Consider the following 17379-nt stretch of genomic DNA (forward strand, 5'->3'; position numbering starts at 1 on the left):
GCCTTTCCGGTCAGCGTTCCAGTGTGCAAATTTTAGTCTGAACTACGGGGCGTGGAACCAAGAATATCTGCTGCTGCCTGCCGGAGAATACCCACGATCCGCTTCATTTCACCTGCATCGCACCCGCGGCGGGAGAGGAGAGCTCTTTTGAGTGCACGGCGAGCCTCGTGAAATTCGTTGCCCAATGTGGGGTCGAGATCGTCAACGCCTGCCAGTGCATCGCGCACTTCGGCCATCCGGGCACCAATGCGGGTCAGCATATCGAGAATACGCTCAGCTTCTTCCCGGTTTGCTTCAAAATGTGCGGTTCCAGCTTCGGTCAGCGCGTAAAGCTTGCGGTTTCCGTCCTGCGAGACAGAGGCAAGGCTGGCATCTTCAAGGTATGTCAGGGCAGGATAAATCATGCCGGGGCTTGGTTTATAGAAACCGCCTGAACGCTCTTCGAGCCTGCGGATCAGTTCATAACCATGGGCAGGTTGCTCATGAAGCAGAGCTTCGATGATGAGCTGTAATTCATCTGAACTGAGCTTGCGGCCACGGGCGAAACCTTCATCTCCAAAATTGCCCCGACCGCCGAAGCCACGTCCTCCAAATCCGCGTCCACCGCCGAAACGGCCCCCACGTCCCAAGCCGCCTCGGCCATGACCGCGCATCCCGGAAGGTTCACGACCCCCTTCGAAATCCCTGCCATCACGGAAAGATGTATCGTCCGAACCCTGCGCATGAGCGCGTTGACGTCCGTGATGGAAGTGACCGTCTTTATGGAGGCGGCTGCCCAGGGCGTGGAGGAAAGAGTGCTTATGGCGACTTTTGTGATGTGAAAACATTTCTTTGTCCTTTTTGATATATCTAACGATATAGTATCTTAAGATATATCTGCAAGATGATTCGCAGTCTTTTTTGTGTGGCCATAGCCTGAGGCCCGTCATGCTGGTATCGGGGCAGGATGGCTGATCCAATGACGCCTCCACTCCGACCCGTTCCCAATCCCGCTGAGCGCCGTCCGCTCTGGCGTATGCTTCCGTGGCGTTCCACCCTGATCATCGGAGCACTTCTGGTCGGTGTCTCGCTGCTCCAGCGGCTCCCTGTGGTGCATCATCTCCTGCAGAGCGCGCCGCACTGGCATGAAACCCCGTGCGCGCCTCTCTGGTTCATGCTGCTCGCCATTCCATACTGTGCGTTCGGCCTCCCCAGACAGGCGCTTTGCATTGCGGCCGGACTGGGGTTTGGGCTCTGGGAGGGGCTTTTGTTCTCGTCCTTGGCCTACGGTGCAGGCGCTTTGCTCATTTATGGCTGGGTGCGCCTTCTGGCTCCCGCGCGTTTTCGGGCGCGACAGAAAACGCAGCTCGAAAGCAGGTTCGCGTCCCTCTCCCGGACCTTGAACCAAACGCCGCTCCGGGCAGTTCTGACATTGCGTTTGATGCCAGTGGGTTCGGCATTGCTGGTCTCGATGGCGGCGGGCCTATTTGAGTTGCCCCCCGTATCATTTGTGGCCGCAACCCTGCTGGGGGGGCTTCCGCAGAACATGGTGTTTGTGCTGATAGGGTCAGGAACACGGATCGGTCACGCAATGCAACTTGGACTTGCCGGGATTCTCTTCGTGGGTTCCGGTGCTCTGGGTGCCATGCTGCTGCGGCGGAACCGGGATATTGATCCGGTGGAAAGCAAGGCCTGAGGCTTCGCTTTTCCAGCGGATTTCTTCTGCGATACGATTTCAAGACAACGGACTGGAACTGATGGCCAGAAAAGAGCGGGTTTTCGATCGCGGAACACCCATACCGTCGTGGTTTCCAATTGTGCTGGGAATTCTGACGGCTGTCGGTCCGGTCTCGACGGACATCTATCTCCCGGCTCTTCCGGAGATGGAGAGGCAATTGCATGCGCCTGCGGGCTCCGGTGGCGCAACTATGGCTGCGTGGGTCATCGGGCTCGCTATAGGACAGATTACGATCGGCCCCATATCGGACCGCTTCGGCAGGCGTCTCCCTCTGATGATCGGCATGATCGGCTACACAATTGGTGCGCTGGGCTGCACGGTCGCAACAAGCATGTGGGAAATGTGCGCCTTCCGGGTCTTCGCTGCCATTATGGCTTCGGCAGGGCTCGTTGTTCCGAATGCATGTATCCGTGATCTCACGGAAGGCGACGAATCCTCACGCCTGATGTCCAGGCTGATTGTCATTCAGGGCGCGGTCCCCATTCTGGCGCCGATGCTGGGTGGTCTGGCCCTAAAATTCGTCACCTGGAGGGACATTTTCCTCGCAACAACGCTTTATGGCGGTGTCTGCGTTATCTTCTTGACGATCCTGTTCCCCGAGACACTGCCAAAAGCAGGCCGTCAGGATCTGCGGCTGATGCCCATCGTTTATCGCTACATCCGCATCAGCACGGATCGAAGCTTTTTCACCAATGGCCTGATCTGTGCGCTTCAGGGGTTCGTGACCTTCACATACCTCACTGCAGCGCCCATGCTGTTCGAAGACATCTTTGGCATGTCTCCATTTCATTACGGAATGCTTTTTGGTGTGTTTGCGGTGTGCATGATTGGCGCATCACAAATCAACGGCATGCTTGTGGGGCGTGTGAGCAATGGAAAAATGCTTTTCGGCGCCCTGACAGTCAGTGTTGCAGGTGCAGTCGCCCTGCTGGCAGTGACGATTTATGCGTCCTTGAATCCGGACGCCTCGGGGCACATGCGAATGGGCTTCATGTGGCCCATCATCATTCTGATGATCATTACCATGGCCCCCAACGGCATCATCGGCCCCAATGCGATCGTGGGCGCATTGTCCAATCAGGCTGAAACTGCAGGTTCGGCGTCTGCGTTGGTAGGGACGTTCCAGTACGTCATGGGCGCTCTTGCCAGCGCAATGTTTGCCTTCCTGCCCACCGGAACTGCAGTGCCCATGGCAGTCATGTTCCTCTTACCCTTGGTTGGAATGATGATCGCTGGGTTACTGAGACCCAAGCTGCCCTCCTCGGCGGAGGCAGCTGATCTGCTTCTTGCTGGAGAAAACCACAGATGAACGTGCTTCTGGTCGAGGATGACGATTCTATCGCTCTGGTGGTGGAGGCCGTTCTGAAAAAAGAAGGGCATGTGGTGGTTCGTGTTGGGGATGCGGAAGCTGGACTCGCAACGGCAACCGAGAGCATCCCCGACATGCTGATCGCGGATCTGACGCTACCGGGAGACATGGACGGTCTGGCTATGGCAAAGCTGCTTTGCGCGCGCTGTCCGGCCCTGCCGGTTGTTCTGATGTCTGGCGCATTTGACGAAGACAGCATGAAGCCTCCCGGACTGGAAAAAGCTGCCCTTCTGCCAAAACCGTTCCGACGCGCGGCGTTGCTCGAAGCCCTTGAGAGGGCGCGTGATGTGATACAGGGTTGAGCAACAGGCCAAGAGTCCCCTAGATGGCCCGCTGTTTTGCTACACCCGATGAAAGCACTGCCAAAATGTCGTTTCAGGAACCTCAGCTGCTAGACCTCAAATCCTACATTCGCGAGGTTCCGGACTTCCCGAAGCCAGGCATTCTTTTTTACGATATCTCGACCCTGATCCGCTCCGCAGATGCATGGCAGGTTGCGACCGGGCGCCTCGCACGCATCATTTCAGCGTGGCAGCCTGATGTGCTCGCGGGTATCGAAAGCCGTGGCTTCCTGACAGCCGCTCCACTGGCAATGCGTCTTGGTTGTGGCTTCACCATGCTGCGCAAGCCGGGCAAGCTGCCGGGCAAGACGATTTCTCTCAAATACGGTCTGGAATACGGTGAAGACGAGCTTCACATTCAGGAAGATGCCATCAAACCCGGCCAGCGCGTTGTGGTTCTGGATGACCTTCTGGCAACCGGTGGTACGCTCTCCGCTTCGGTGCAGCTCCTGCGTCAGGTCGGGGCAGATGTGGTCGGCGCATCCGTACTGATCGAGCTTGCAGATCTCAAGGGACGTGAGAAACTGGATGTTCCGTTGAACGCTCTCATCACTTACGATGAATAATCACAAGGAAGTCTCCTGATGTCCGGCATTTCCGCTTTCTGGCAGAGCCGCTACCGCACTGATGCCCCTGCGGATATGCCGGACAATGAAACCCTCAGGCTTCTTCTTTCGCATCACAGCGTCCGGGCATATCTGCCAGACCCGCTGCCTCCCGGTGCGCTGGAAATCGGTATTGCGGCGGCATCGTCCGTCGCAACGTCCAGCAATCTGCAAAGCTGGTCTGTCGTCGCTGTTGAAGACGCTGAAACCCGCAAAAAAATCGCGGCACTGTGCGGTAATCAGAAGCATGTCCAGACGGCTCCGCTTTTTTTGGCGTGGGTCGTCGATCTTGGACGTCTGGAGCGTATTGCCGATCGTTCAGGTTTCGGTCACGAGGCGCTCGAATATCAGGAGGCTTTCCTGATGTCGTCGCTCGATACAGGGATCGCCGCGCAGAACGCTGTCACGGCCTTTGAGTCTCTGGGGCTGGGAACAGTCTATATCGGTGGCCTCCGCAACCATCCGGACGACGTTGCCGAACTTCTGGGCCTGCCCCCAAAAACCGTTGCTGTAGTCGGCCTTTGTGTTGGCTACCCGGACCCCGAACACCAGACCGGCATCAAGCCACGCCTCCCGCAGGACGTCGTGCTGCATCACGAGCGCTACGAAACCGCACGGGAAGCCGAGGCGATTGGCAGCTATGATCAGCGCGCCGATGCTTACCAGCAGGAGCAGGGGCTCCCGTCGCGCGCATGGTCTGATACGGTTGCCGAGCGCGTAGCACGCGTGAAGGGCCTTGGCGGCAGACACGTTATTCATGACGTGCTCAACCGCCTCGGTTTTCTTCTGAAATAGTGATTTAAGGCGGCCGGTTTCTTTTCTTTTATCGCTCTCGTGATCTTCAGGAGCTTTCGATCTGACCGCCTTTTCTGCTTCCAGCCTCCCTGTCGCGACTATTCTTCCAGAACTTTTGAAAACTCTGGAAGAAAGACCAAACGCCGTACTCGTCGCTCCCCCGGGAGCAGGCAAGACGACCCTCACGCCACTTGCGCTTCTGGATGCCCCATGGCTGGGCGCACAGCGTATTGTTCTTGTGGAACCACGACGTGTTGCTGTCAGAGGTGCGGCATCGCGTATGGCGTCTACGCTTGGCGAAGCACCCGGAGGTATCGTCGGTTTTCGGACGCGAACGGAATCCGCCATTTCCGCGCGAACCCGCATTGAAGTTGTGACAGAAGGCCTGCTTCTGCGACGCCTTCTTTCTGACCCTCTGCTTGAAGGTGTGGGCGCGGTTCTATTCGACGAAGTGCATGAGCGGTCTCTCGATCTCGACGCATCACTTGCTTTCTGTCTGGATCTACAGCGTGAATTACGGCCGGATCTACGCATTCTGGCCATGTCCGCAACGCCGGATGGCCGGGCTTTTACGGAACTGATGAACGCGCCGCTGATCGAGAGTGAGGGGCGCGAATATCCGATTGATGTGCGCCATACGCGCGACGTTCCGCATCTGCGTGATCTTCCGGAAGCATGTGCACGGGCTATCCGGCAGGCACTGGCCGAGGATGACGGCGATATTCTCGCGTTTTTACCCGGCGTCGGGGAAATCCGGCGCACACAGGCTCTCCTTGAAGGCACGGTTCTGGTGCTGCCCTTGCATGGTGAGCAGGCGAGTGAGGATCAGGATCGCGCACTTGCGCCCTCAGAACAGCGTCGCGTAGTCCTTGCGACGTCCATCGCCGAAACCTCCGTAACCGTGTCCGGCGTTCGGATTGTGGTGGATGGTGGCTTGCGTCGTGTTCCACGGCTTGATCCCAGTACCGGCCTGAGCAGACTGGAGACCCTGAAAGTTTCCCGCGCCACAGCAACGCAGCGTGCCGGGCGCGCCGGGCGCCAGTCCCCCGGTATTGCGATCCGCCTGTGGTCCGAAACGACACAGCGTTCGCTTCGCCCGCAGGACGCCCCGGAAATGCTGGTCGCGGATCTGACGGATTTCGCACTGGTAACGGCGGCATGGCAGGAAGCCATGGGCACATCACCCGACGCCTTACCCCTGCTGGACACGCCGCCGCCTGGTGTTCTGGCAGGTGGACGCGAATTGCTGCGGGAACTTGGTGCGCTGGATGATGGCGGCCGCATTACGGCTCTGGGGCGCCAGATGGCATCGCTGGGCGCACATCCGCGCCTTGCCGCAATGCTCTGTGCTGCGCGAACGGTGCCAGAACGCATTACGGCAGCATGCCTGGCAGCACTTCTGGAAGAACGTGACCCGCTGCGCCCAAGGCCGAACGCGCCTAAAAGTCCGGCGCCCGGCGCTGACATCAGGACGCGCCTCGCTTTGTATGAACGTGAAGACCCGCGTGCCGATCGTGCCTGCATGTTTCGAATGAAGCAGTCCGCCCATCGCTTTCTGCGTCGTCTGGGAGTGCGGGATTTTTCGCTGTCTCCGAATCCGGATCATGCAGCAGCACTTCTGGCTGCCGGGTTTCCGGATCGAGTGGCGCAGGCTGCTGGTGATATCGGGCGTTTTCGCCTCTCTGGTGGGGGCAGTGCAAGGGTGCCCACCACAGACCCGCTGGCGCGTGAAAAGCTGCTGGCAGGCGCGGCGTTTCACACAAGAACCTCCACCGAGATCACTCTGGCCGCCCCACTGGATGCCGAGGACCTGCCACAGTCCCTTCTGGATCGAACCCGTGAGCAGGTGGAAACAACCTTAGACGGCACGTCTGGCAGAATTATTGCCAGACGCAGGCTCCGGCTTGGAATGCTGACTCTGCGTGACCGCAATACGCAGGTGACGCCTGAAGAGGCACAACTTCTGCTGCTCGCCCAGATATCGGCAGATCTGGGACAAAATCTCACCTGGTCCGATGCGAGCCGACAGTTTCAGGCCCGCGTGGCTCATGCCCGCGCAACCTACGCGCCCCATCTGCCCGATATGTCCGATGTTGCACTATCCGAGGACCTTGGATGGCTGGAGCCCTATCTTGCAGGCTGTGACCGTCTTTCGCAGGTGAAAGCGCTGGACTTGCTGTCCATTCTCAGAGGGCGCCTTGAGTACGCGGATCTGAGTGCGCTCGATCGCAAGCTTCCCTCAAGGCTGGCCCTCAAAGCCAGTACGCACGACATCGACTATACAAGTGCTGTCCCGACAGTGTCGGCGCGCGCTCAGGCTTTTTACGGCACGGCGCAGATACCTGTTCTGGCGGATGGCCAGTTGAAACTGCAATGCGCCCTGCTGTCTCCGGCAGGGCGCCCGCAGGCGATTACGGCAGATCTGGCGGGCTTCTGGAAGGGAAGCTGGGCGGATATGCGGCGCGATATGCGCGGGCGTTATCCCCGTCATGACTGGCCGGAAGACCCGACCACCGCAGAACCCTCAAAACCCCGACCCCGTCATTGAGGGAGCCGGGGCAGTGGATCGTCAGAGGGCGTTGCGGCCTGACTTTCCGAAGTTCAGTGCGTAACGTCCCGGACCACTGACGGCCAGTGCAAGCAGGCCGCCTGCAATACTGATGTTCTTATAGAAATGGATCATCATGTCGTAGCGAAGCATTCCGGACATCGTCCAGAAATTATGCCCGATCAGGCCGGTAGCGATCGTGTAAAGGGCAAGGATGATTGCCAGTGGTGCCACAAACACACCGGCCACGAGTGCTAAGCCAATCCCGAGCTCAACAAGAATGGCGATGGCTGCCGAGAGCGCTGGTAATGGTGCGTGCGTTTGCGTCATGTAGGCGACCGCTCCCGAAAAGTCGGAAAGCTTACCCCAGCCCATGATCAAGAAGAGCAGCGCAAGAAGAAGGCGGGCGACAAGAAGGGCGGCATCGCGTGGGAGAGTGTTTTTCATTGTGGTTTCCTTTCATGATCAGGGGGCGGAGAAGTCCGTCCCGTTGTTCTGTGTCTGTAAGGAAAACCTACTGGCTTTTTATAATTGATTATATGGAAATGAAAGAAAGGAAATGTTTCCAAAAATTGATCTATGAATTTACATGAATCCAAGGAGGGCGAGGCAAAAATTCCTTGCTCCCTGTTATCTTAGGAACTGCCGTAAATCTGTGTTAGCACCTGACATATGACGATGTTCGTGAACTGTTTCATATGAGCCGCTCCTTTCAGGCTGCCGCCGTAGGGGCGGGAACGGCCACCGTCGTGACGGTGGGGCTGATGTTTGCCATGCGCGGCTATCTGGTCCGCACGCAGACGCCGCCAACCCCCGCTCAGGAACAGCCTTCCAAGTCACCTACGTCGTCGCATTCTTTTCTGTTTCCGCATTTTCCAGCCATCATCGCGGACCATATTCCGGCGGGCGAAAAAACCAATGGACATGGCATTCCCGTGCAGCCGCCGGTCCCGCCTGCAGCACCTGCATTGCCGCCGATTCTGGTGCAGTCCGGTCCGTTGAGTTTTTCGCCTCTGGTCCGCAACGTTATCCCGGCTGTCGTGAATATTGCGATTACACAGAACAGCCCGGACGGTCACGATCACATGCCGCCCCAGATCAAGGGGACGCCGCTTGAAAAACGCTATCACGACCGGATGAAGCGCAAGCAGGAGGAAATGGTCGGGGCAGGCTCCGGCTTTATCGTCGATGCGTCCGGCATTATCGTAACCAATCGCCACGTTGTTGGCGGTGCCGACAAGGTGGTGGTTTCCTTGTCAAACGGGCACGAAATGCCCGCCCGTCTGCTGGGCGCAGATCCGTTGACCGATATTGCCGTCATCAAAGTCGATAGTCCGGACCCTCTCCCTTATGTGGCTTGGGGCGATAGCCGACAGACGGAAATCGGCGACTGGATTCTGGTGGCAGGCAATCCATTCGGATTTGGATCTTCAGTCACCGCAGGGATCGTGTCTGCTGTCGGGCGTGATCTGGGTATTGGCTCTCTGGATGATTTCATCCAGCTTGATGCGCCCATCAATCCGGGAAATTCCGGTGGTCCTGCCTTCAACATGCGTGGGCAGGTCGTCGCGGTGAATGCGGCTATCGTCACGCCAGCGGGCGGCTCCGTAGGTATTGGCTTCGGGATTCCATCGGAAATCGTGGCCCCGATCGTTGCCGAGATCGAGGCAACAGGCCACGCCGAGCATGGCTGGCTTGGGATCACGCTGGATGATGGTGAGACGCAGGTGGGTATCGATAGCGTCGATACGGGTGGCCCCGGACAAAAAGGCGGTCTGAGACGCGGTGATATTGTGAAGCAGGTGGATGGTGTGCCCGTCGGGAGCGCGCGTATGCTCCTGCGAAGCATTGCCGCGGCGCGTCCCGATACAATCCTCACCTTCACGGTTCTGCGCAACAAGCTGATCCAGACGCTGCCTGTGCATGTTGGTCACCGCCCGCTGGAGAGTGACGACTGAAGCGGAATTTGTGGTATGTTTTGACGGTAGCGCCGGTGTCGCTATTGTGGGTGGCAACGCAATGTCCAGGCGCTGGTCTGAAGGAAGATAGAGAACAATGCGTATCCTGCTCGTTGAGGATGATCTCACTGTTCGCGCGTTCGTGCTCAAAGGTCTTCGTGAGGCCGGGCATGTCGTTGACGAAGCTGATAACGGCAAGGACGGTCTGTTCCTGGCCGTCAGTGAAAAATACGATATTGTCATTCTGGACCGCATGTTGCCGGGCGGTATTGATGGGCTGAGAATTCTCGAAACCCTTCGCGGGCAGCAGAACCCCACCCCGGTCCTTATTCTTTCTGCGCTTGCAGATGTGGACGAACGCGTTGCGGGCCTAAAGGCTGGCGGCGACGATTATATGACGAAGCCTTTTGCTTTCTCGGAGCTTCTGGCCCGCGTCGAAGCGCTTGGACGTCGTGGCAGGGCAGAAGCTGCACCACAGACGCGTCTGTCTGTTGCTGATCTGGAGATGGATCTGCTGTCGCGTACGGTCAAACGCGGCAACGAGAAAATTGATCTTCAGCCCCGAGAATTCCGTCTGCTCGAATTTCTGCTTCGCCACGCGGGGCAGGTCGTAACACGCACAATGCTTCTGGAGCGCGTGTGGGATTATCATTTTGATCCGCAGACGAATGTGATTGACGTGCACGTCTCGCGTCTGCGCCAGAAAGTAGACAAGCCGTTCGACACGCATCTGATCCACACCATCCGCAACGCTGGCTATATCCTGCGCGCGGACTGATTTTCCCGGTGAGAAAAATACGCGCCTTGATCCGCCTTCGGAAGCGCGTGCGCTGGCCGATCCGTTCTGCTGGCGTTAATTTCTCGCTGGCGTATGGGCTGGTTTTCGTCCTGTCGGCGGGGCTGTTCCTCTCCTTCATCTGGTGGAACACGACGGGACAGCTGGACCGTCGCGTCGAAGCCTCGGTGGAAGTCGATGCACAGGATCTACGCCAGCGCTGGGCCGCAGGTGGCCTTCCTGCGCTGGCCATGGCGGTGCAGGACCGGCTTGATCAGAATGTGGAAGATGACGAGCTTTACCTCGTCGTAGGTCCTGATGGGCGGCGCTATGCCGGAAACCTTCCCGGCTGGCCCGCGCTCATCAGCAGTTTTAATCAATTTTACGAACTTTCCATCAGGCGAGACGGCTTCCGAACACAGGCCAAGCTGCACGCATATGCGCTGCCGAATAATTTCAGGTTGATCGTCGGCCGGGACGTGCACGGCCGTGACCTTGTCCGCCATGTTCTGACAGACACGCTCATCTGGGCGTGGATCATGATTACGATGCTGGCTGCTGGTGGTGGCCTCGTGGTGCGTCGCATTTTCCGGCAGGTCGTCCGCTCGATTGCCAGAACCACTGCGGCAGTCGCCAATGGCGATCTCAGTCGCCGTATGAGCCTCACGGGTAGCGAAACAGACCTCGTTGCCCAGACCGTCAACACAATGCTCGAGCGTATCAACCGACTGATGGATGGCGTGCGCCAGGTATCAAACGCCATCGCTCACGATCTGAGAACACCAATTGCGCGCGCTCGGACGCGGCTTGAAGATGCCAGCGCACATGCCGAGTCCGAGGAAGAACTTCGTGCAGCGATTGATCGTGCCGTTGAAGATCTTGATCATGTGACATCCATTTTTGAGGCGCTGCTTCGGATCGCACAGCTTGAGGCAGGGGCAAGACGGGCTGCGTTTACTGCGCTGGATCTGGCCCCGCTTCTGGATGGGTTGTGCGAACTTTATGAGGCATCAGCCGAGGAGGCAGGCCTTGGGCTCGTTGCCGAGATTGCTCCGCTGGCGCCGGTCAACGGTGATCCGCATTTGCTCCAGCAGGCCATTGCGAATCTGATGGATAATGCAATCAAGTTCTCTCCTCAGGGCACAGACATTACCCTTTCCGCCAGATTGCAGCAGGGGCATGTGGCGATTACGGTCTCTGATCAGGGGCCAGGAATGAACGAGGCCGATCTGGCGCGTGCGTCCGAGCGGTTTTTCCGCGCGGAGGAAGCGCGCAATACGCCCGGCTCCGGGCTGGGACTTTCCCTGGTTCAGGCTGTTGCGAGCCTGCATGGCGGCACGTTTGTATTGAGCTCCGGCTCTCCGGGGCTGCGCGCGACCCTGCTTCTTCCCGTTCTCGCATCATCGACCCAAAAGGGATGACATAAGTTTCATGTCCCACTCACAGAAGGGGCAGGTGCCTTGTGCTATTTCAGCGGCCATGCACCAGTTTCCGATGAAGTCCTCCGCCCGTGCGGTGTCCCTGTCGGTGTTGTCCCTGAGCTTTTGCCTGGGGGCAGCTCCGGAAATGGCGATTGATCATGTTCCGTCCGCGAAAGCGGATGGAAGCATTTCGGTGACGTCTGACAGCCGCGAATACTGCCTTCGCCTGTCGCGAAATGTGCAGGAGCGGATGCAGACCCCGCATGGCATTCCTGTCAGTGCGATGGATGATGCACGTCACCTCCATGATACAGGCACAGCGCTGTGCAACGGCCAGCATGTGCGTGCAGGGATCGAGAGGCTTCGTCGTGCGTTGGTATTGCTGAACACCAGTCAGGAACGCCAGGTACATTTATGAAGCGTCTTTTTCTTCTCTGCTCCGCCGTCTTCTCTGCTGCCGCGCTGGCAGGGTCTGCCCATGCTGCCGATGCTGGGCCGGATAGCGGGACGAAACTGGAATTTACAACCGAAGGCCGGGCCCAGGGCGTACCTACACTCCTGACGATCCGACTGTTTGGTCATGCATCCAATGCTAACCCCGCGCAGGCACAGCAGATTCTGAATAGACAGATCGCTACGGCTATCAAGGCGGCGTCCGGTCAGGATGGTATCGAAGTTCGGGCAGGTTCTTACGGTATTTCGCAGGAATTTCCCGAGCATGGCACGGTGCACTGGAACGCGCGTCAGGACCTTACGCTTAGCGGAACGGACTCCGTTCGTCTGCTCGCAATTGCCGGAACCTTGCAGGAGCAGGGCCTGGCAATGGAAGGTCTGGACTGGTCCCTTGATCCGCAGACCCGCGATCACCTGATGCAGGATGCCCGCAAGCAGGCGCTGGAAAAAGTGCGTAAGGATGCTCAGGCTGATGCTGAAGCTCTGGGCTTACGATTTGTAGGCCTTACGAATGTGCGCGTTTCAACAACGGAACCCGGCCCAAGGCCTATGATGCTCATGGCGGCGCGCATGGCTTCGGCACCGACGCCTCCTCAGAGTTCGCCCGAGGAGCAGACCCTGCGCGTGACCGTATCGGTGCAGGCGAAACTGGCTCCCTGACATGCGTTCTGTGAACCCCGTCGTTACGGTTTATCATGACGGCGGATGTCCACTATGCAGACGCGAAATTGCACTTATGCGCAAGCTTGATAGGCGGAAAGCCATCCGCTTCGTGGATGTCACGAGCGGGAGCGCCTGCCCACTGGACCGCAAAACGCTCTTGGCGCGTTTTCACGCTGAAGAAGACGGGCGGCTATATTCTGGCGCAGCTGCATTTGCCACGATGTGGCGTGCGATCCCACTGTTAAGGCCAATAGGTTTAGCCGCGCGCAATCCCGTTTTCCTGCGGATTCTGGAGACGCTTTATACGGTGTTTCTCCGTTTCCGTCCGGCGCTTCAGAAACTGACCAGACGTTTTTCCTGAAGCATCAGGGGAAGAGGTTCTGCTTCAGGAAATCTCTTCCAAGATTGGTGCCATTCAGGGACACGGTATGTCCCGTGTTCTCCTCAAGGACCAGCTCTGCCGCAAAGCCCATATCCCTCAGCAGCGCATGTGCCCGAATGCTTTCTTCAACGGGTATAACATTGTCTTCCCTGCCATGTATCAGCAATACGGGTGTATCGCAGCACGGATCATACGGGGCTGGCGTGGCCAGTCTTCCTGAATAGGCCAGCACCGCGCCAACCGGCCAGCGTCCACGTGCCACAGCATCCAGAGCCATGATGCTACCTTGAGAAAAGCCTGCAAATGCGACGTTTTGCAGCCTGCCAGTCATGCCATGCAGGTCAATGATGGCGCTTATTGTCTGGTCGAACGATTTGCGTGCGGCTTTCACGCGTGCACCACGGTTTTTGGGTGTCACGTCTTTCACGCTGAACCACTGATGCCCAATTGGTCCCAGATCGAAGATGTCTGGAGCATCCGGTGTGGCGAAAGTGGTGTTGGGCAATGCTGATTTCCAGCGCTCTGAAAGTGGGGTCATTTCAAGGCCATGACCACCGACACCATGTAGAAGAATGACAAGTTTTTTTGACATCCTGACGCCTCCCCAGGCTTAGCGTAAGGGTTGTGAGCGTAGTCTCAGGATGTCTTTTGGGTCCAGATCCGGAAGATCGGGGCCAAGCGGAACAATACCATTGGGATTAAGGGCCTTGATGGAATAATAGCCCTGTTTGATATGCTCGACACTGACTGTTTCGCGTATTCCGGGGATATGAAGCACGCGATGCAGGTATGCGTTTAGGGCAGGATAATCCAGCAGACGCCGAAGATTGCATTTAAAAAGCCCATGATAAGCCGCATCAAAACGTACCAGTGTAACGAAGAGGCGGATATCGGCTTCCGTGAACGTATCTCCCAGCAGCCATGGACCGCCTGCACCCAGTCTGGTTTGCAATGCATCAAGCGTTGAAAAAACGTCCAGAAACGCTTCCTCATACGCTGGTTGTGTGGTGGCAAATCCGGTGCGGTACACGCCGTTGTTCAGGTTCGGGTAGATCCAGTCATTCAGCGCGTCGATTTTATCGCGCAGGGCAGGTGGGTAGAGATCTATGCTTTCATCAGCCAGCTCCCCGAAACCTGAGTTGAAAATACGCAGGATGTCGGAGGATTCGTTATTGACGATCGTGCCGAGCTTCCGGTCCCACAATACTGGAACGGTCGCCCGGCCAGTATAACGTGGATCTGCACGGGTATAGAGTTCGTGCATGTACGTTGCACCGTTTATGGTGTCTTGCGTAGCGCCCGGATAGCCGCCGAATTTCCATCCCTCCTCGGTCAGGACAGGATTGACGATCGAGACGGAAACAATGTGTTCAAGCTTCTTTAGCTTTCGGGCGATCAGGGCCCGACAGGCCCAGGGGCAAATCAGCGCAGCGTACAGGTGGTAACGCCCTGCTTCTGCTGTGAAGTCGCCCTCGACATCGGAGGTGGATGAAGTTGGAGGTGTGATCAGGCTTCGGAAACCCGAAATCTGGCGCACGAAGCCACCTTTTTCATCCTTGGCCTGAACTGGCTGCCAGTTTTCTGACCATTTTCCGTCGACAAGCATGATCTATCCCTGCCGCAAGCTTTACTGGTGCGCAGTGAGGTCGAAATCGACCCCGACTTCAAGCGCAACCCATTGCCCGCTGACCCACGGCCCTTGCCCAACTCCAAAGTTGGTGCGAACGAGCTGCACATGGCCTGTTGCGTGTGCATCCTGCCCCTGCACGGCAAGTGTGAATGGCAGCGTCAGTGGTTTCGTGACATTGCGGATCGTCAGTTTGCCTTGGGCTTCGTAATGTCCCGCGCTGATCAGTCGAATGGATGAGCTTTCGAATGTTGCTGTCGGAAAGGTGGACGTACTGAACCAGTCTTTTCCGGGGAGCGCACCATCGCGCTGTGCATCACCCGTAGCCGCGCTGGCCATGTCGATGGAGATCTGGATGTGGCCTGTCTCGGGGTGTTGCGGATCGAGAGAAATCGTTCCGCCGAATTTTCCAAAATGGCCTTTGAATGGCGTGCCAGTCTGGGTCCCGCTGAAACCCAGCGTGCTTTTTGTTCCGTCCAGAGTCCAGTCTGCGGCGCGTGCCGAGTGACCTGAAAAAAGCAGTCCGATGGAAAGGGCGCTGACCGTCAGGGCATTGCGAAAGGTGAAGGTGGTGTGTGTCATGGTCATGCTTTCCGAACGGAAGGTGAGTGCGGGGTTTTGCTGAAGCGGGGGAGAAAGATCATGCGCCCTGCGACGCCGTCATGGAGGACGAAGCGGTGGCGCAGGACGGCTCCGATATGCGCCGCAAGGAGCGCAATCATCAGCCAGGCACCGTATTTGTGCAGCGCCGTCAGAATGCCTTCAGCAACATCCTTGTGGTCCATGTTTGGTAACACGGGCAGATCCGGCCACGGAATTTCCCCGAACAGAACCGTCGGGATCGAAAAGGCGGAAGCGGATACCACGCCCCAGCCGAGCAAGGGCAACCCGAGCATCAGTGCGTAGAGAGCGATATGCCCTGCATGTGCTGTCTTGCGCTCAATGCGTGGCATTGTTGCAGGCAAGGCAGGTGCAGCATGCGTCAGGCGCCAGATAAGCCGCAGGATAACTGCAAAAAGGACAGTGATGCCGATGGATTTGTGCAGCTGGAAAAGTTGGAACATGCGCTGGGGTGGAAGGCCGCCATGTTTCATGATCAGGCCAATACCCAGCAGGGCGAGGATACCAAGTGCCACGATCCAGTGCAGGATCATGGCGACTGTGGTGTAGCGGCCGGCATTGCCGACCGCAGACGGCAATGCCGGCATTGGATCAACCCTGCTTTTCGAAAGCGCCAGCGATCGTCAGTGTGACGTCATCGCCAACCATTGGAACATAGGTCTTCACGCCGAACTCGGAACGCTTGATCTTACCCGTGGCGCGGAAACCGACTGTATAGGCCTTGTCGAGAGGATTGATGCCCGCGTTGATATACGTGACATGCAGGGTGACTGGCTTGGTCACGCCGTGGAGCGTGAAATCACCGGTGACCGTTGCCTTGTTTGCGCCAGCCGGAACAACCTTGGTGGAGACAAATGTCGCTTCCGGGAACTTGGTGGCGTCGAACCAGTCAGCGCCCTTGAGTTCGCCTGTCAGCTTGTCGCTGGTCGTCTGTACGCTTGCAACGGGAACATGAATGCTCAGGCTGGAATCCGCAGGATGTGCAGGGTCGAGTGTCAGCGTACCGGTAACGCCTGAGAACAAGCCATTATAGTCCGTGAAGCCGAAATGCAGCAGCGAAAAGCCGATCTGCGTGTGGGATGTCTCGACGTTGTATGTGCCAGCCTGCACATCGCGAGGTGCTGTTGCTGCGGAGGCAGTGGAAAGCGATGCGACGAGGCCGAGAGCTGCGAGCGACGTGCCGAGGAACTTGCTGTTCATGTGTCTTATCCCGTTCAGTGGGGGCCGTTCCGGAGGAGCGGAACCCCGTTTGTCTGGGAAGAAGATGTGCTCATTCCTGAAGTTTGATAATCAGCTTTTTTGGAAATTTATATCACACTGCTGGTGTGAGATTGGATGTCATTCTTTCCACCCGAGGATAATTGCAGGATTTAGGTTTCCGAAAGAGATGATACGGAAAACCCTGTGCATGAAAGGCTTTTGGACCGTAACAATACAGCCATTCTGCTGAAGAATTTTCCTGTATTCGGCAGGGTGCCGTATATCTTCAATCAGGATTTTTCCGCCGGGCTTCAGGACGCGGATAATTTCAAGAAGTGCCCGTTTTCTCTGATCGGCTTTGGCGATGTTGTGGATTGCAAGCGCCGAGATCACGATGTCCATCGACGCCCCTGCAAAGGGAAGCTCGCGCATGTCTGCCGTCCGGAACGATACACGGTCGCTTACGCCTTCCTTGAGCGCATTGTCCTGTGCTGCCTGAGGGGAGTTGCCACTGAGATCGGATGTCTGCCAGATATCGATGCCGGTTACCTGCCCCTCCGGCAGGCGATGCGCCGCGCCAATCGCCAGCAGACCGCGCCCGCAGCCAATGTCCAGAACGTGTTCGTCTCCACGCCACACCAGCTTTCCCAGAAGTTTTTCGCGCTCTGGGACTTTTCGAAAACTGCTCCAGATCATGGCAAGGGTGCCAAAGGTCATGAAAGCAGCAGGCCATTCCATCCAATTGATGCGAAGCGGCATGGAATCCACAAAACTCAGGCCGTAAACCAGCCACAACAGCAGCGAAACAACCGTCATGTTGCGCACGACATCTGGTGCGTCGAGGCCATAGGGAAAGAGCTTTTTCATAGGGCGCATGTTCCAGTGGGATGAAAAACCAGCCTCG

At 57.5% G+C, this 17379-nt stretch carries 20 protein-coding genes; 12 read left to right on the forward strand and 8 right to left on the reverse strand.

Translation table 11 applies throughout. The features are described 5' to 3' along the window. Positions 1 to 32 precede the first annotated feature (32 nt). Complete coding sequence (locus GWA01_RS08310; RefSeq protein ID WP_371858433.1) at positions 33 to 827, reverse strand: PadR family transcriptional regulator; 795 nt, start codon at positions 825 to 827, stop codon at positions 33 to 35. A gap of 131 nt (positions 828 to 958) precedes the next feature. Between GWA01_RS08310 and GWA01_RS08315 the strand changes: the two genes are divergently transcribed. The 6 genes from GWA01_RS08315 (at position 959) to hrpB (ending at position 7375) form a co-directional block, all read left to right on the forward strand. Next, entirely contained in the window at positions 959 to 1675 is a 717-nt protein-coding gene (locus GWA01_RS08315) for a TVP38/TMEM64 family protein (RefSeq protein WP_146796245.1), read from the forward strand. 61 nt (positions 1676 to 1736) lie between these two features. Continuing rightward, a complete protein-coding gene (locus GWA01_RS08320) occupies positions 1737 to 3026 on the forward strand; it encodes a multidrug effflux MFS transporter (protein ID WP_146796248.1) in 1290 nt (429 codons plus the stop codon). Beyond that, positions 3023 to 3388 (forward strand): response regulator, encoded by a 366-nt coding sequence (locus GWA01_RS08325; protein ID WP_146796251.1) that lies wholly within the window; start codon positions 3023 to 3025, stop codon positions 3386 to 3388. Before GWA01_RS08320 ends, GWA01_RS08325 begins: the two co-directional genes overlap by 4 nt. Before the next feature lie 65 nt (positions 3389 to 3453). Then, positions 3454 to 3993: an adenine phosphoribosyltransferase gene (locus GWA01_RS08330; RefSeq protein ID WP_186819541.1), complete on the forward strand. Its 540-nt coding sequence runs from the start codon at positions 3454 to 3456 to the stop codon at positions 3991 to 3993. A gap of 18 nt (positions 3994 to 4011) precedes the next feature. Continuing rightward, complete coding sequence (locus GWA01_RS08335) at positions 4012 to 4827, forward strand: NADPH-dependent oxidoreductase (protein WP_146796257.1); 816 nt, start codon at positions 4012 to 4014, stop codon at positions 4825 to 4827. Between the two features lie 61 nt (positions 4828 to 4888). Further along, complete coding sequence (gene hrpB, locus GWA01_RS08340; RefSeq protein WP_186819542.1) at positions 4889 to 7375, forward strand: ATP-dependent helicase HrpB; 2487 nt, start codon at positions 4889 to 4891, stop codon at positions 7373 to 7375. Positions 7376 to 7396: 21 nt separating this feature from the next. On the opposite strand, the gene GWA01_RS08345 is transcribed toward hrpB, so the two are convergent. After that, entirely contained in the window at positions 7397 to 7822 is a 426-nt protein-coding gene (locus GWA01_RS08345) for a DoxX family protein (protein WP_146796263.1), read from the reverse strand. 251 nt (positions 7823 to 8073) lie between these two features. On the opposite strand from GWA01_RS08345, the gene GWA01_RS08350 reads away from it, so the two are divergent. The 6 genes from GWA01_RS08350 (at position 8074) to GWA01_RS08375 (ending at position 13006) form a co-directional block, all read left to right on the forward strand. Continuing rightward, complete coding sequence (locus tag GWA01_RS08350) at positions 8074 to 9333, forward strand: S1C family serine protease (RefSeq protein ID WP_146796266.1); 1260 nt, start codon at positions 8074 to 8076, stop codon at positions 9331 to 9333. Positions 9334 to 9430: 97 nt separating this feature from the next. Next, positions 9431 to 10111 carry a winged helix-turn-helix domain-containing protein gene (locus tag GWA01_RS08355; protein WP_146796270.1) on the forward strand — a complete coding sequence of 227 codons (681 nt, stop codon included), beginning with the start codon at positions 9431 to 9433 and terminating at the stop codon, positions 10109 to 10111. 17 nt (positions 10112 to 10128) lie between these two features. Further along, a complete protein-coding gene (locus GWA01_RS08360) occupies positions 10129 to 11529 on the forward strand; it encodes a sensor histidine kinase (RefSeq protein WP_371858444.1) in 1401 nt (466 codons plus the stop codon). A 10-nt stretch (positions 11530 to 11539) separates the two neighbouring features. Continuing rightward, positions 11540 to 11947: a hypothetical protein gene (locus GWA01_RS08365; protein WP_228118513.1), complete on the forward strand. Its 408-nt coding sequence runs from the start codon at positions 11540 to 11542 to the stop codon at positions 11945 to 11947. Continuing rightward, on the forward strand, positions 11944 to 12642 hold the full coding sequence (locus GWA01_RS08370) for an SIMPL domain-containing protein (protein ID WP_146796276.1): 699 nt from the start codon (positions 11944 to 11946) through the stop codon (positions 12640 to 12642). The genes GWA01_RS08365 and GWA01_RS08370 overlap by 4 nt, the downstream gene beginning before the upstream one ends. A gap of 1 nt (position 12643) precedes the next feature. Further along, positions 12644 to 13006: a thiol-disulfide oxidoreductase DCC family protein gene (locus tag GWA01_RS08375; RefSeq protein ID WP_146796279.1), complete on the forward strand. Its 363-nt coding sequence runs from the start codon at positions 12644 to 12646 to the stop codon at positions 13004 to 13006. A gap of 4 nt (positions 13007 to 13010) precedes the next feature. Here GWA01_RS08375 and GWA01_RS08380 read toward each other — a convergent pair whose 3' ends face one another. The 6 genes from GWA01_RS08380 to GWA01_RS08405 form a co-directional block, all read right to left on the reverse strand. After that, positions 13011 to 13619, reverse strand: coding sequence for an alpha/beta hydrolase (locus tag GWA01_RS08380; protein ID WP_146796282.1), 609 nt, complete (start codon positions 13617 to 13619; stop codon positions 13011 to 13013). A gap of 18 nt (positions 13620 to 13637) precedes the next feature. Beyond that, positions 13638 to 14633, reverse strand: coding sequence for a glutathione S-transferase family protein (locus GWA01_RS08385; protein WP_146796285.1), 996 nt, complete (start codon positions 14631 to 14633; stop codon positions 13638 to 13640). A 21-nt stretch (positions 14634 to 14654) separates the two neighbouring features. After that, positions 14655 to 15236 carry a YceI family protein gene (locus GWA01_RS08390; protein WP_146796288.1) on the reverse strand — a complete coding sequence of 194 codons (582 nt, stop codon included), beginning with the start codon at positions 15234 to 15236 and terminating at the stop codon, positions 14655 to 14657. Between the two features lie 2 nt (positions 15237 to 15238). Beyond that, entirely contained in the window at positions 15239 to 15862 is a 624-nt protein-coding gene (locus GWA01_RS08395) for a cytochrome b (RefSeq protein WP_146796291.1), read from the reverse strand. 4 nt (positions 15863 to 15866) lie between these two features. After that, positions 15867 to 16475 (reverse strand): YceI family protein, encoded by a 609-nt coding sequence (locus GWA01_RS08400; protein WP_146796294.1) that lies wholly within the window; start codon positions 16473 to 16475, stop codon positions 15867 to 15869. 138 nt (positions 16476 to 16613) lie between these two features. After that, positions 16614 to 17342, reverse strand: a complete 729-nt coding sequence (locus tag GWA01_RS08405; RefSeq protein ID WP_186819517.1) for a class I SAM-dependent methyltransferase — start codon at positions 17340 to 17342, stop codon at positions 16614 to 16616. Positions 17343 to 17379: the final 37 nt, after the last annotated feature.

Origin of the sequence: Gluconobacter wancherniae NBRC 103581 (assembly GCF_007988885.1) — a bacterium.
In the GTDB taxonomy this organism is placed as follows: domain Bacteria; phylum Pseudomonadota; class Alphaproteobacteria; order Acetobacterales; family Acetobacteraceae; genus Gluconobacter; species Gluconobacter wancherniae.